The organism is Rhizobium sp. CB3171 (assembly GCF_029714265.1).
Taxonomy (GTDB): Bacteria; Pseudomonadota; Alphaproteobacteria; order Rhizobiales; family Rhizobiaceae; genus Rhizobium.
In genome coordinates, this window is record NZ_CP121652.1 from 2,410,153 (window position 1) to 2,424,837 (window position 14,685).

Sequence of the window (14,685 nt, forward strand, 5' to 3'; positions counted from 1 at the left end):
GTAATCACCCCTTAACCCGCGCCATCTGCGGATCATAGAGCGGCTCCAATGAAACCTGGCAAGGCACACGGCGTTGGGCAACGTCCAGCTCATATCGGCCGCCAAGCACGAAATCCTCGGTCACGCCATCGGGATCGCGGATATAGCCGTAGCCGATCGGCTTGCCGATCGTGTGGCCATAGCCGCCGCTCGACAACCAACCGACACGCTGGCCGTCACGATAGATCGTTTCGCGGCCAAGCAGCACGATTTCCGGATCATCAGGCACGAAGCAGGCAAACAGCTTCTTCACCCCAGAAACCAACTGCCGCTCGATGGCCTCCCGGCCGCGGAAGGCGATATTCTTTTTCATCTTCACCGCCCAGCTCAACCCGGCCTCGACCGGTGTGTGGTCGGGGCCGATGTCGGAGCCCCAGGCGCGATAGCCCTTTTCCAGCCGGCAGCTTTCGATCGCGCGGTAGCCGGCATTGACGAGCCCATGGTTGCGACCGGCGGCCATCAGCGTATCGTAGACCGTGGCCGCATATTCCACCGGCACATGCAGCTCATAACCAAGCTCGCCAACATAGGTCATGCGCAGCGCTCGCACCGGGCAGCCGGCAATACCGATGGTCTTTACCCGCAGGAAGGGAAACGCGGCGTTCGAAACATCGTCCGAGGTGACGGATTCCAGCACTCTGCGCGAATGCGGTCCCATCAACGACAACACGGAATAGGCGGAAGTGATATCCACCAGTTCGGCATGCATGTCGGCCGGAATATTCCGGGCGATCCAGTCGAAATCATGCGTGGCAAAGCCTGTGCCTGTCGTGATGTAGAATTCGTTCTCGGCGACGCGCGCCACGGTGACATCGCACTCGATGCCGCCCTTGTCATTCAGCATCTGCGTATAGGTCAGGGCGCCGACCGGCTTGGCGACGTCGTTGGAGGCGATCCACGAGATCGCCGCTTCGGCGTCTCGTCCCTTCAGCACGAATTTTGCAAAAGACGTCTGATCGAAGATCACGGCTGCCTCGCGCACCGCTCGGTGCTCGCGACCGACCGCATCGAACCAGTTCTGACGGCCATAGGTATAGATATCCTTCGGCTCCTCGCCGGCAAAAAGATCAGCGAACCAGTTTGGCCGCTCCCAGCCGAGCTTTTCGCCGAAACAGGCGCCTTGCGCCTTCAGCCGGTCGTAAAGCGGCGACTTGCGGCAGGGGCGACCGCTTGAATGCTCTTCGAACGGCCAGGCCATGGTGTAATGCTTGCCATAGGCCTCGAGCGTGCGGGTGCGCACCCAATCCGTATCGAAATGCGGGCGGCCGAAGCGCCTGATGTCGACGGGCCAGAGATCGTAGGGCGGCACGCCCTTCGCCACCCACTCGGCGAGCGCCATACCGGCCCCGCCGGCCGACGCGATGCCGAAGGCGTTGAAGCCGGCGCCGACGAAGAAGTTCCGGAGTTCCGGCGCCTCGCCGAGGATGAAATTGCCGTCGGGCGTAAAGCTCTCAGGCCCGTTCAGAAGCTGCTTGATGCCCGCCGTCTGCAGCGCCGGCACACGCATCAGGGCCTGCTCCATGATCTGCTCGAAGTGATTGAAGTTGCTGTCGAGCAGCGTGTAGTGAAACTCCTTGGGAATGCCGTCGACCGCCCAGGGGATCGGATTGGGTTCATAACCGCCCATCACCAACCCGCCGACCTCTTCCTTGTAATAGGTCAACCTGTCGGGATCGCGCAGCGTCGGCAGGTTGGAGGGGACCCCGAAGGATTCGGTGATGAGATACTGGTGCTCGACGGAGACGAGCGGCACGTTGACACCGAAGCGCGCCGCAAAGCTCCGCGTCCACTGCCCGGCGCAGACCACGACGCGCTCGCATTCGATGCGGCCCTTGTCGGTGATAACGGCACGAATCCTGCCCTTATCGATCTCCAGATCGAGAACTTCGGTATCCTCGAAAATCGAAACACCGGCCATGCGGGCGCCCTTCGCCAGCGCCTGGGTGATATCGGAGGGATTGGCCTGCCCGTCGGTCGGCAGATAGGCGGCACCGACGAGATCGTCTGTATCCATCAGCGGCCAGAGATCGAAGGCCTCCTTAGGCGTCAGCAGATGCATCTGCAGCCCGAAGGATTGCGCCGTCGTTGCCTGCCGCTTCACTTCCGTCCAGCGTTCCTCATTGCAGGCAAGGCGCAGGCCGCCGTTCATCTTCCAGCCGGTGGCAAGCCCGGTCTCGGCCTCCAGCCTCCTGTAAAGATCGACGGAATAGCCGAGCATCTGGGTGATATTGGCGCTGGTCCGCAATTGTCCGACAAGACCGGCCGCATGGAACGTAGTTCCCGAGGTCAGCTTCTTTCGCTCCAGCAAGACCGTGTCTGTCAAGCCGAGCTTGGCAAGGTGATAGGCTGTTGAACAGCCGACGATCCCTCCGCCGATGACGACCGCCTTTGCTGTATGTGGCAGTTCCCTCATCGCATCACCTCAAGAATTCCGGAATGATTGATAGGCACGTTGAAATCGCGCCAGATTTTCGCTCGTATAGGCTGAATAATCGAAATCGATATGGGAATGGATTTCGGAAACCATGCTCCACATCGTCTCGCGCAACAGCGAAGCGCATTTCATCGCCTGGTAGCGCCGACGCAGATCCTCACTCACCGGCGCCTCGAAATAGGCCTCCAACATCGCCGTTTCCTGGCTTTCGGAGAATTCATTGTTGGAGGCAAGGCCACCGAGATCGAAGAGCGGCGTGTTGAATCCCGCATAATCCCAATCGATCAGCCAGAGCCTTGTCCCATCGTCGAGAAAATTGCCGGCCAGCAGATCATTGTGGCCGAAAGCGATGTCAAAAGGCCCAGCAGCCTGCTCCAATCGCTCGGCAATTTCGAGGAAGGAAGGCAGCAATGCTTTATGACGGCTGCCGCCTTCTTTGAGAACAGCGGCATAGTCGCGCACGACATGAAAAACCCAGAAGATCATCGCGGCGCCACGAAAATGTGTCGCGACATTCTGGTGGCAGGAACGGACAAGCGGTACAATGCGCTCCAGCATCAAAGGGCCGCGAATATCCTCCGCTGCAAGCGGTTTTCCATCGATGTAGTCCAGCACAAGGATGCCTGGTTCATGGTGAATGACAGCAGGCGACAACCCCGCCGCATGCGCGGCCTTGCTCGCGGCCAGTTCGTTGGCGCGGCTGATATGGTGCACCGGAATGTCCGTCCCGAGCCGGACGACGAAACGTCGGCCGCTATCGGTGACCAGATAATTACGATTGGTGATGCCGCCCACGAGCGGAGCGATCTCGATCGATCCGCGCCAGATACCAAGAGCCTGGATCTTGTCTTCGGGCGTGACGACCATCCCTCCTCCAGCGCAATAATCGCGCGTCTTTTAGATGCAAAAGGTTCCTCACAAAAGGAGAACTGTCAAGAACTACCCACAAAATGAAACGCCCATTTGGTTTTTTGTTGGATTATGCGGGGAATAAGGTCTAATCCGTATTGGGCTATGGATATTTGCAACAGAAAGCTTCACCGTAAGTGAGATTTGACTTAAAAATTCAATCTCGAGGTGATTGGAACGAGATGACTTGCGTTTGAGTCGTTATCCCGCTCTAGATGTTTGATCAGGCATGGTCTTATCCGCAAGCCGCTTCGCACGTTTTGGGACCATGCCTTAGATAGGATCGATACCATGTCGGACATCTCGCAGGTGCCGCTTCATTCGAACCATCGGGAACGCGAGATCCTGGAGGAGCTTCGGCTCGCCGGCGGCGCAAGCCGCATTCAGTTTCTCGCCGAGCGGCTGGCGGTTTCGGAGGAGACCATCCGCCGCAATATCCGCAGCCTGGAGGCCAATGGTCTCGTCACCAAGGTTCATGGCGGTGTCCATATCAAGGACTCCATCATCGAGCAGCCGCTGCATTTCCGGATGAACGAGAATGCCGAGGCCAAACGCATGATCGCTGCCCGCGTCGCGGCAATGATCCAGAACGGCGATACGCTCTTCCTCGACATAGGTTCCACGACGGCCTTCATCGCCGTTGCGCTGCAGAAGCATCAAAACCTGTTCATCGTCACCAATGCCGTCTCGGTCGCCCATGCGCTCGCGACCCGCAACGGCAATCGCGTTTTCTTTGCCGGCGGCGAGCTGCGCAGCCACGACGGTGGCGCCTTCGGCATGGAAGCGACCAACTTCCTGCGCCGCTTTAATGTTCGCCATGCCATATTGTCCGTGGGCGCCGTCAACGCCGTCTCCGGCTTCATGCTGCATGATCTGGAGGAGGCGGAATATTCCCGCGAAGCAGCGCGACGGGCCGAAAACCGCATCATCGTCGCCGACAGCGCCAAATTTGGGCGCAGCGCTCCGATCGTCATCGATGATCCCGGCATCTATGACATGATGGTCACCGACGAGCTGCCGCCTCCCGATATCCGTGCCATGCTCGACCGCAACGAGATCGACCTCGTCGTCGCCAGCCAGCGCCGGATGGAGCAGTTCTGACGAGAGCGGTTCAGCCTTCGCGATTCCCAATGGAAAAGCGCTGCACTATTCGTGTTATTGCTTCAGCTCCGGCACATGGCCTCCAGGGTCAGCGCCGCCTTGCTGGCATGGCGCTCTTTGTGGCGCAGCAGACGGAAGCTGCGGACCGGCAGGTCGAAGGCCGCGCGCACCAGCAATCCCTGCTGCAGATAAGCCATGGCCGCCGCGCTGGAAATAGCCGCCGCGCTCTGCCCGGAGCAGACCGCCGACAGCACGGCCTCGTTCGACGGCAGCACCAGCGCCACACTGAGATCATGCGGTGAAGTACCGAGCTTGATGATGGCGTTTTCGAATTCGGACCGCGTACCCGAACCTTCCTCCCGCATCACCCACGATGTACCGGTGGCAAGCTCGGCAACGGTCAGCTTCCGGCCGTCTGCCCAGGGATGACTTGGCGGCACGACGATGACAAGCGCATCCTGCGCCACGACTTTCATCGACAGAACCGGCGCATCCACCTCCCCTTCGACAAAGCCCAATTCGGCGGTGCCTTCGATGACCGCCTCGGTGACCGTACGCGTATTGCCGATGGTCAAATCGAGCTCGATGCCGGGATAGTCGCGGTGAAAGCGCATCAGCACGGGCGGCAGCCAGTAGCTGGCGATGGTCTGACTGGCGCGCAGGCTGAGCCGGCCGCGCTGCAGGCCACCGAGTTCGGAAAGCATGAGCTCTGCCGATCGCACGCGGGCCAGCGTCGCCTTCGCTTCGCCGAGAAAGGTCCGGCCGGTTTCCGTAAGCTCGATCCGCCGGCCGACACGATGAAACAGCTCGACGCCGTAATAGGCTTCGAGGTTCTTGATGGCCGCGCTGACGGCAGACGGCGTCAGATGAATAGCCTCTGCCGCATGGGTCAGATGCTCCCGCTCGGCGACGGCGACGAAGATAGCGAGTTGCTCGAAGGTCATAGGAAATCATTCTAATTTATCGAATGAAACATAGGATAATATTCGATGGATGTCGACGTCAGGAGGTGAGACTTTCTCGTCATAGCAAAGTCTCTTTATCCGAATGGCGGTTCTGCATGCCCCTTTTCCACCGAGCCAATATGATCCTCCCGGGCCTTGCCCTGACGAGTACCGTCGCCCTTCTCGCCTATGCCGGCGAGCGCATCGAGATCGGTATTCTCGGCGGCAGATGGATCGAGAGCCTGGTGCTCGCCATTGCGCTCGGTATCGTCGTCTGCACCGTAAAGCCACTGAAACCCACCTTGCGCCCCGGGATCGATTTCAGCGCCAAGATCCTGCTGGAAATCGCCATTGTCCTGCTCGGCGCCTCGATCAGCCTCTCGGCGATCAGCGGCGCCGGTGTCTGGTTGATCGCCGGCATCGCCATCGTCGTCGTGCTGTCGATCGTAGCGACCTATGCGATCGGCCGGCTGCTTGGCCTGCCGCCGAAACTGGCGACGCTGATTGCCTGCGGCAACTCCATCTGCGGCAACTCGGCCATCGTTGCCGTTGCCCCGGTCATCGAGGCCGGCTCTGAAGAGATCGCCGCCGCCCTCGCCTTTACTGCCGTGCTCGGCATCGCCGCCGTCTTCCTGCTGCCGCTTCTCTATTTCCACGCCGGCATGAGCGTGCCGCAATATGGCGTGCTGGCGGGATTGACCGTCTATGCCGTGCCCCAGGTGCTTGCCGCCACCGCACCTGTCAGCATGCTTGCTGTGCAGACCGGCACCCTGGTCAAGCTGGTGCGCGTATTGATGCTCGGGCCCGTCATCTTCTTGCTCGGCATCATCACCAAGACCGAAACGGCGGGGATGGACGGCCGCACAGGCCACCGCCACTCGCTGGTTCCCTGGTTCATCTGCGGCTTTCTGGGACTGATGGCCCTACGCTCTTTCGGCCTGATTCCGGGCGCCCTGGTCGCGCCGATGGCCCTGACCTCCAACATCCTGACGGTGATTGCGATGGCCGCACTTGGCCTGTCGGTGAACATCCGCTCCGTTGCGCATGCCGGCGGCCGGGTGATCACGGCAGCTACGCTGTCGCTACTGACGCTCGGTGTCATCAGCTATGGGCTGATTGCCGCCCTGCAAATCCAGTAGGCCCGGCATTGCCTTGGGAATTGCCAGAAGCCGGGTGCTGATCTGGCCTCTGTACCGATGTCAACAGCACCGCGATCTCGTTGCCCGGCGAGGGATAACCGATCGCATACCCCTGAAGTCCGTCACAACCGGCACGCGCCAGGAGCCGCGCATGGTCCTCGGTTTCGACCCCCTCGGCGATGACCTCGACGCTGAGCGCCCTCGCTATTTCCACGATCGAACCCACCAGGCGGCGCTGTTCGTCCGAGACGGTAATTGCGGTCACCAACTGCCGGTCGATCTTCAGTCGCTTCGGTTTCAGCTTCACGAGGCCAATCAGTGAAGCATGGCCAGAGCCGAAATCGTCGATCTCGATCTCGATGCCCATCTGTTTGATCGCGTCGATATTGGCGAGCGTTTTGTCGTCGGGATCGTCGAGGAAGATCGTTTCGATCAGCTCGAAGGTGATGGTATGAGGCGGTATGTTCAGAGCCTGCAGCCGTTCGATCAGGTTTGGATCAGCCAGACGGCTCCCCGAGATGTTGACGGCAATGCGCGGCGGCGTCAGGCCCTGCATGGCCCAGTTGGCTCGGTCGAACAGTACGCGGTTCAGGATGGCCGCATCGATCTCGGCCGTCAGCCCATATTCCTCGGCCACTTTGAGGAAGGCTGCCGGCGCCAGCAGCCCCTTCTCCGGGTGCCACCATCGGGCCAGAGCTTCCAGCCCCACAATCCGTCGGCTGCGCGCATCCACCTGGATTTGGTAGTAAGGCACGATTTCGTGCCGTATCAGCGCCAGTCGCAATTCCTCTGCCAATTGCCGTTCGGCCTGCAGATCGGATTGCAGTTTCGGCGTGAAGAATTCGACGCGGTTGCGGCCAGATTTCTTGGCTTGATAGAGGGCGATGTCGGATTCCGCCAGTAGATTGCCGGCCTCGCCAACGACGCTCCAGGCTGCGCCTATCGAGGCGCCCACCGGCAGCATCTCATGATGGAAGCGGATGTCGCGCCGCAGCCGCCATAAAATATCCTCGGCAATGGTTTTGAGGTCGTCGGCACCATCGATGTCGACCAGCACCACGACGAATTCATCGCCGCCAATGCGGGCGACCATGTCTTTAGCCGTAATCGACCCGGAAATCCGTACCGCCGCATTCTGCAGCGTCACGTCACCGGCTGCGTGCCCCCATTTGTCATTGATCTGCTTGAAGCAGTCGAGATCGATGTGGAGGACGGCCAGCGTCTTGACCGCCGGATCGGCGCGCAGCTCCGCCAAGCGGCGATCGAAGTAGCGACGGTTGGGGAGGCCGGTAAGATAGTCGTGGTCGGCGGCATGTTCGATGCGGGCGCGGCTCTGCTCCAGCGCGATTGCGCGGGCTTCCGCGACCGCCTTCTGATTGGTAAGCTCGCGGTTAAGCAGGACATCGGCCGTGACATCCCACTCCGCGCCGATGAAGGACGGCTCGCCGTCAGGCCCCTCATAGAAATGGGCGCGCGAGCGCAGATAACGTATCTCTCCTTCGGGCAGGATGATGCGAAATTGCGAGTTGTAGAAACCCTTTTCCGCAGTGGCTGCCTCGAACTCGGCGATTGCCCGCTCGACATCGTCGGGATGAAGAGCGTTCAGCCAGACCGCCGAGGACACTTTGCGATCGGTACCGCCAGTCTGGTAGAGCTTGTGCATCTGCAGATCCCAGAGGATTTCCTCCTGGTTCAGGCTATGCTGCCAGACGCCGATTTGAGACGTCTCCAGTGCCAATTCCAGCCTCCTCAAGAGGTCTTGGAACTCCTGTTCGGATCGCCCTGACACCGTCTCTTCCACCGAGTTCGAACCCCTCCTGATATGTGGAAAGTTTGCATGATTTCGGCGGCATCTTTGCACCAGTGCCTTTAGCGATATTTAATAGGCCCTCAATAGTTGCGGGCTTTTGCCCGCAACTCTCGGCGCAATCCATTTGTGGTTAATGATTGTGGCGCGGCGGATTGGCCGCAAGATCGCGGAAATCGGCAGCGCCATCGAGCACCGCGCCATCGGAAAGTTGCGTGACCGAACGGCGATAGATGCGCTGCCACGGCGTTGCGTCCGGCGGAATCGCCGGAATGCCGTCACCCTTGCGTCGCTCGATTTCCGCCTCGTCGACAAGCATGTCACAGCGGCCGTGATTGAAATCGATGCGGATGGTGTCGCCAGTCCTGAGCCAGGCAAGCCCACCGCCGGCCGCACTTTCCGGTGAGGCGTTGAGGATCGACGGGCTGTCGGCGGTCCCAGATTGGCGGCCGTCACCGATCGTCGGCAGGCTGCGGATGCCCCGCTTCAGCAACGCATCCGGCGGCTGCATGTTGACCACCTCGGCAGAGCCCGGCCAACCGATCGGCCCTGCCCCGCGAATGACGAGGATCGTATTCTCATCGATGCCGAGATCCGCATCGTTGATGCGCTTGTGATAGTCCTCCGATCCATCGAACACCACCGCCCTGCCTTCGAATACGCCCTCCCTGCCCGGCTCCTGCAGATAGCGGCTGCGGAAATCCTCCGAAACGACGCTCATCTTCATGATAGCAAAATCGAAGAGATTGCCCTTCAGCACCAGGAAGCCCGCCCGCTCCTTCAGTGGCTCGGCGAAAGGACGGATAACCTCGCGGTCCGTCGCTTCCCTACCCTTCAGGTTCTCCGCCATGGTCTTACCGGTGACGGTCGGACAGTCGCCATCGAGCTTGCCCGCCTGCAGCAGCTCCCACATGATCGCCGGCACGCCGCCGGCGCGATGAAAGCGCTCGCCCAGGTAGGCGCCTGCCGGCTGCACATTGGCCAGCAGCGGAATGTCGAAGCCGTGCACCTGCCAGTCCTCGGGATGAAGCTCGACGCCCGCATGCCTCGCCATGGCCGCAAGATGCGGTTGCGCATTGGTCGAGCCGCCGATGGCAGAATTCACGCGGATGGCATTGAGGAAGGCCTGACGCGTCAGCACGTCCGAAGGCTTGATGTCGGCGAGAACCAGCTCGACCGCACGCCGGCCAGTACGATAAGCCATCTGGCCGCGCTCGCGATAAGCGCCGGGAATGGCGGCACAGTCGGTCAACGACATCCCAAGCGCTTCCGCCATGGCATTCATGGTCGAAGCAGTTCCCATGGTATTGCAATGGCCGATCGAGGGCGCCGAGGCGAGCGACGCCTCCATGAATTCCTCTTCGTCGATCTCGCCCGCCGCCAGCTTGCGGCGCGAGCGCCAGATCACCGTGCCGGAGCCCGCAAGCTCGCCCTCATGCCAGCCGTCGAGCATGGGACCGCCGGACAGGACGATAGCCGGAATATTGACGGTCGAAGCCGCCATCAGCGCCGATGGCGTGGTCTTGTCGCAACCGGTCGTCAGCACAACGCCATCGAGCGGATAGCCATAAAGCACCTCGACAAGGCCGAGATAGGCAAGATTGCGGTCAAGCGCCGCGGTCGGGCGCTTGCAATTCTCGAAGATCGGATGGGTCGGGAATTCGATCGGAATGCCGCCGGCATCGCGAATGCCGTCGCGGACACGCTTGGCGAGATCGAGGTGATGACGGTTGCAAGGCGTCAAGTCGCTACCGCTCTGGGCGATGCCGATGATCGGCTTGCCGGAGCGTAGCTCCTCGGGCGTGATGCCATAATTCATGAAGCGCTCGAGATAGAGCGCGGTCATGTCGATATGATCCGGATTGTCGAACCAGTCCTGCGAACGCAGGCGGCGTTTGGAGATACCCTTGTCGGTCATGTCTTCCTCAAGTCTTTCCTCGAGCATTCTTGTCTTCGAGATACTGCAGCAAGCCGCTGTGATCGCTTTCACCGCCGCCCTGCTCCACGAATTCGGCAAACTCCGCCCTGACGGCTTCGGTCAACGGCAGATGCAGCGACAGGCTTTGAGCGGCGGCGAGAACGGCATCGAGGTCTTTCAGTTGGTTGCGCGACGTGCCGCCGGGTATGAAATTACGCTCGATCATGCGCTGGCCGTGCAGTTCCAGAATCCGGCTTTCGGCAAAGCCGCCACGAATGGCGGCGCGAAACGCCTCGGGCGAACCGCCGCCGGCTTCGACGAGCAACATGGCTTCCGCAATTGCGCCGATGGTGACCGCGACGATCTGCTGGTTCCCGAGCTTGGCAAGCTGGCCGGCGCCGCTGGGTCCCACACGGGTGACGCGGCCGAGCGGGGCCAGCACATCGCGGACGCTATCGATGACCTCGGCGTCACCACCGGCCATGATCGCCAGCGTCCCGGCGGCCGCGCCGACCACGCCGCCGGAGACTGGGGCGTCGATATGATGAACGCCGCGCTCAGCCAGCTTTGCGGCATTCTCGCGGGCGAGCGGCGGCGGGATGGAGCTATTGTCGACCACGACGGCGCCGGGCTCCAATGCTTCAGCGACACCGCTTCCGAACAGGACCTCACTGACCGCGCCGGCATTGGTCAGCATGGTGAACAAGACAGTGGCACCCTTGGCCGCCTCCACCGCCGTCGCGGCGACTGTCGCACCATCGGCCGCCAATGCGTCCGCCTTGCTTCGGTCACGGTTCCAGACGGTGACGGCAAAACCGGCAGCGAGCAGCCGTCGCGCCATCGGGGCTCCCATCAATCCGGTCCCGAGAAAAGCTATCTTCCGATCGGTCATGCAAGGCGTCCTTCACTTTGCCTGACTGTTTGATAGACCCATGGCATCCGCATGCAAACGAAATTGGCAGGCCGGAACTAAATCTTCGAAAAACAAATTGGCCGAAATGGAAAATATCGAACCGACGTGAAATAAAATAAGGGGCGAGACCTTGCGGTCTCGCCCACGACATATCGGGCACTGGGGGTACTGCCCGACACGATATTCCTATTCGGCGGCGATCGGGAGAACCTCTGCCGAATGGTTGTTGTCGTTATGGTGATGCTGCTTCAGCGGACGGTTGCCCGTCAGCCTGCGGATCAGCACGTAAAACACCGGCGTCATGAAGATGCCGAAGAACGTGACGCCGATCATGCCTGAGAACACCGCAACCCCCATAGCAGCGCGCATCTCGGCGCCGGCGCCCGTCGAGGTGACCAACGGCACGACACCCATGATGAAGGCCATGGAGGTCATCAGGATCGGGCGCAGACGCAGACGGCTGGCTTCGACAGCGGCCTGAACCGGGGTGCGGCCCTCGAATTCCAGCTCGCGGGCGAATTCCACGATCAGGATCGCGTTCTTCGCCGACAAGCCCACCAACACCATCAAGCCGATCTGCGTGAAGATGTTATTGTCGCCCCCGATCAGCCAGACACCCGTCAACGCGGCGAGCACACCCATCGGCACGATCATGACGATCGCGAGCGGCAGACTGACGCTTTCATACTGGGCTGCCAGCACGAGATAAACGAGCAACAGAGCCAGCGGGAAGATGATGACGCCCGAGCTGCCGGCCAGGATCTGCTGGTAGGTCAGGTCCGTCCATTCGAAGCCAATGCCCTTGGGCAGCGTTTCGTTGGCGATGCGCTCCACGGCAGCCTGGGCCTGGCCGGACGAGAAGCCCGGCGCCGGACCGCCATTGATATCGGCGGCAAGGAAGCCGTTGTAACGCGTCGTCCGCTCCGGACCGGTGCTGGCCTCGACCTTCAACAGCGCCGACAGCGGGATCATCTGGCCCGATGCCGAACGAACCTTCAACTGGCCGATATCGCTTGCGTGAGCGCGGAACTTGGCGTCCGCCTGGACGCGCACGCTGTAAGTACGGCCGAAAGCATTGAAGTCGTTGACATAGAGCGAACCCAGATAGATCTGCAGCGTGTCGAAGACATCGGTCACCGAGACACCCAGTTGCTCAGCCTTGGCGCGATCGAGATCGGCAAAGAGCTGCGGCACGTTGATCTGGTAGCTCGAGAACAGACCGGCGAGCTCCGGCGCCTGATAGGCCTTGGCAAGGAACGCCTTGTTGGCCTCATCGAGCGCCTGATAGCCGAGACCCGCGCGATCCTCGATCTGCATCTTGAAGCCGCCGGTCGTCCCGAGGCCCTGGACGGGCGGCGGCGGGAACATGGCGATGAAGGCATCCTGGATCGCGCCGAACTTCTGGTTCAACTGCATGGCGATGGCGCCGCCCGACAGGTTCGGCGTCGTGCGCTCCTCGAAAGCCTTCAAGGTCACGAAGACGATGCCGGCGTTGGACGAGTTGGTGAAGCCGTTGATCGACAGGCCGGGGAAGGCAATCGCATGTTCGACGCCCGGCTGCTGCATGGCGATGTCGCTCATCCGGTGAATGACGTCATCCGTGCGGTCGAGGGTGGCACCGTCAGGCAACTGCGCAAAGCCGATGAGGTACTGCTTGTCCTGCTGTGGCACGAAGCCGCCGGGAACGGCCTGGAACAGATAGTAGGTCGCACCGATCAGCGCGATATAGACCACCATCACCAGGCTCTTCAGCGACAGAATGCCGCCGACGCCCTTGCCGTAGGCATTCGATCCGCGGTGGAACACCTTATTGAAGCCGCGGAAGAACCAGCCGAACAACACATCCATCACGCGCGTCAGCAGATCCTTCGGCGCATGATGATCCTTCAGCAGCATGGCTGCCAGCGCCGGAGACAGCGTCAGCGAGTTGAAGGCGGAAATCACGGTCGAGATGGCGATCGTCAGCGCGAACTGGCGATAGAACTGGCCCGACAGACCGGAGATGAAGGCGAGCGGCACGAAGACGGCGACCAGCACCAAGGCAATCGCAATGATCGGGCCGGAGACTTCCTTCATGGCACGATAGGTCGCATCGCGTGGACTGAGGCCGTTTTCGATATTTCGCTCGACGTTTTCGACGACCACGATGGCGTCGTCCACGACAATACCGATCGCCAGCACCAACCCGAAGAGGCTGAGCGCGTTGATCGAAAAGCCGAAGACATACATCACCGCGAAAGTGCCGATGATCGAGACAGGAACGGCGATCAACGGAATGATCGACGCGCGCCAGGTCTGCAGGAACAGGATGACGACGACCACGACGAGCGCGATGGCTTCGAGCAGCGTATGAACGACCTTGTCGATCGAAGCGCGTACGAACTGTGTGGTATCGTAGACGATCTCATACTTGACGCCATCGGGCATCGCCGTCTGCAGCTCGTTCATGGTCTTGATGACCTCGTCCGAGATGGTGATGGCGTTCGAACCCGGAGCCTGGAAGACCGGCACGGCAACTGCGGGCTTGCCGTCGAGCAGCGAGCGCAGCGAATAATCCGATGCACCGAGCTCGACGCGAGCGACGTCGCGCAGACGCGTAATTTCACCGTTGGTGCCGCTCTTGACGATGATGTTGCCGAATTCTTCCGGCGTCGTCAGGCGGCCCTGGGCGTTGACGGAGAGCTGGACGTCGAGACCGGGAACGCTGGGCGAAGCACCGATGATGCCGGCTGCGGCCTGGACGTTCTGCTGGCGGATGGCGGTGGCGATGTCGCTCGCAGCCAGACCACGTTCGGCGGCCTTTTGCGGATCGACCCAGACGCGCATCGAATAGTCGCCCGAACCGAACACCTGAACCTGGCCGACGCCTTCGATACGGGCAAGCCGGTCCTTGATGTTCAGCGTGGCGTAGTTGCGCAGGTAGGTGATGTCATAGCGATTGTCCGGCGAGATGAGGTTGACCACCATCATTAAATCCGGCGAGCTCTTGACCGTGGTGATGCCGAGGTCGCGAACGTCCTGCGGCAATCGCGGCTCGGCCTGCGAGACGCGGTTTTGCACCAGTTGCTGCGCCTTGTCCGGATCGGTGCCGAGCTTGAAGGTGACGGTCAGCGTCAGAAGACCGTCCGATGTCGCCTGGCTGTTCATATAGAGCATGCCGTCGACGCCGTTGATCTGCTCTTCCAGCGGCGTTGCCACGGTTTCGGCGATGACCTTCGGGTTGGCGCCCGGATATTGCGCCGTGACGACGATCGACGGCGGCACGACTTCCGGATATTCCGAAATCGGCAGCAGCTTCATGCCGATCAGGCCGGCGACCAGAATAAGGACCGACAGAACTCCGGCAAACACCGGACGGTCGACAAAAAATCTTGAGATGTTCATGGCAGAACCCTCTCCAGGGGTAAACGCAAGGACACGAAGTCCAGGCCCGTCGGCGATATGCCGCGAGCATTTCAAAATCAGGGCATTGCATGATCGC

General features: G+C 61.0%; 9 protein-coding genes. 2 read left to right on the plus strand and 7 right to left on the minus strand.

The annotated features are described in order from the left end of the window. Nucleotides 1-4 precede the first annotated feature (4 nt). Complete coding sequence (locus tag QA648_RS11855) at nucleotides 5-2,452, minus strand: FAD-dependent oxidoreductase (protein ID WP_283047083.1); 2,448 nt, start codon at nucleotides 2,450-2,452, stop codon at nucleotides 5-7. Nucleotides 2,453-2,461: 9 nt separating this feature from the next. Continuing rightward, a complete protein-coding gene (locus QA648_RS11860; RefSeq protein ID WP_283047085.1) occupies nucleotides 2,462-3,340 on the minus strand; it encodes a choline kinase family protein in 879 nt (292 codons plus the stop codon). 333 nt (nucleotides 3,341-3,673) lie between these two features. Here QA648_RS11860 and QA648_RS11865 point away from each other — a divergent pair, with 333 nt between their 5' ends. Further along, nucleotides 3,674-4,483, plus strand: a complete 810-nt coding sequence (locus QA648_RS11865) for a DeoR/GlpR family DNA-binding transcription regulator (RefSeq protein ID WP_104824056.1) — start codon at nucleotides 3,674-3,676, stop codon at nucleotides 4,481-4,483. Nucleotides 4,484-4,545: 62 nt separating this feature from the next. Here the strand turns inward: QA648_RS11865 and QA648_RS11870 are convergent, their stop codons facing one another. Next, nucleotides 4,546-5,427 (minus strand): LysR substrate-binding domain-containing protein, encoded by an 882-nt coding sequence (locus QA648_RS11870; protein WP_283047087.1) that lies wholly within the window; start codon nucleotides 5,425-5,427, stop codon nucleotides 4,546-4,548. Nucleotides 5,428-5,543: 116 nt separating this feature from the next. Between QA648_RS11870 and QA648_RS11875 the strand changes: the two genes are divergently transcribed. Beyond that, nucleotides 5,544-6,566: a YeiH family protein gene (locus QA648_RS11875; RefSeq protein WP_283047089.1), complete on the plus strand. Its 1,023-nt coding sequence runs from the start codon at nucleotides 5,544-5,546 to the stop codon at nucleotides 6,564-6,566. On the opposite strand, the gene QA648_RS11880 is transcribed toward QA648_RS11875, so the two are convergent. The 4 genes from QA648_RS11880 to QA648_RS11895 form a co-directional block, all read right to left on the minus strand. After that, the gene (locus QA648_RS11880) at nucleotides 6,529-8,367 is read right to left on the minus strand and encodes a GGDEF domain-containing phosphodiesterase (protein ID WP_283047090.1); all 1,839 of its coding nucleotides are present in this window, start codon (nucleotides 8,365-8,367) and stop codon (nucleotides 6,529-6,531) included. The two genes, QA648_RS11875 and QA648_RS11880, sit on opposite strands and share 38 nt — an antisense overlap. A gap of 139 nt (nucleotides 8,368-8,506) precedes the next feature. Continuing rightward, nucleotides 8,507-10,291 (minus strand): IlvD/Edd family dehydratase, encoded by a 1,785-nt coding sequence (locus QA648_RS11885; protein WP_283051316.1) that lies wholly within the window; start codon nucleotides 10,289-10,291, stop codon nucleotides 8,507-8,509. A 7-nt stretch (nucleotides 10,292-10,298) separates the two neighbouring features. Continuing rightward, nucleotides 10,299-11,183 carry an NAD(P)-dependent oxidoreductase gene (locus QA648_RS11890; RefSeq protein WP_283047092.1) on the minus strand — a complete coding sequence of 295 codons (885 nt, stop codon included), beginning with the start codon at nucleotides 11,181-11,183 and terminating at the stop codon, nucleotides 10,299-10,301. Nucleotides 11,184-11,390: 207 nt separating this feature from the next. Continuing rightward, nucleotides 11,391-14,588 (minus strand): efflux RND transporter permease subunit, encoded by a 3,198-nt coding sequence (locus tag QA648_RS11895; protein ID WP_283047093.1) that lies wholly within the window; start codon nucleotides 14,586-14,588, stop codon nucleotides 11,391-11,393. Nucleotides 14,589-14,685 lie beyond the last annotated feature (97 nt).

Bases quoted from the DNA above. Each gene is read 5' to 3' on its own strand.
- QA648_RS11855 (WP_283047083.1), bottom strand. From the start codon at position 2,452: ATGAGGGAACTGCCACATACAGCAAAGGCGGTCGTCATCGGCGGAGGG.
- QA648_RS11860 (WP_283047085.1), bottom strand. From the start codon at position 3,340: ATGGTCGTCACGCCCGAAGACAAGATCCAGGCTCTTGGTATCTGGCGC.
- QA648_RS11865 (WP_104824056.1), top strand. From the start codon at position 3,674: ATGTCGGACATCTCGCAGGTGCCGCTTCATTCGAACCATCGGGAACGC.
- QA648_RS11870 (WP_283047087.1), bottom strand. From the start codon at position 5,427: ATGACCTTCGAGCAACTCGCTATCTTCGTCGCCGTCGCCGAGCGGGAG.
- QA648_RS11875 (WP_283047089.1), top strand. From the start codon at position 5,544: ATGCCCCTTTTCCACCGAGCCAATATGATCCTCCCGGGCCTTGCCCTG.
- QA648_RS11885 (WP_283051316.1), bottom strand. From the start codon at position 10,291: ATGACCGACAAGGGTATCTCCAAACGCCGCCTGCGTTCGCAGGACTGG.
- QA648_RS11890 (WP_283047092.1), bottom strand. From the start codon at position 11,183: ATGACCGATCGGAAGATAGCTTTTCTCGGGACCGGATTGATGGGAGCC.
- QA648_RS11895 (WP_283047093.1), bottom strand. From the start codon at position 14,588: ATGAACATCTCAAGATTTTTTGTCGACCGTCCGGTGTTTGCCGGAGTT.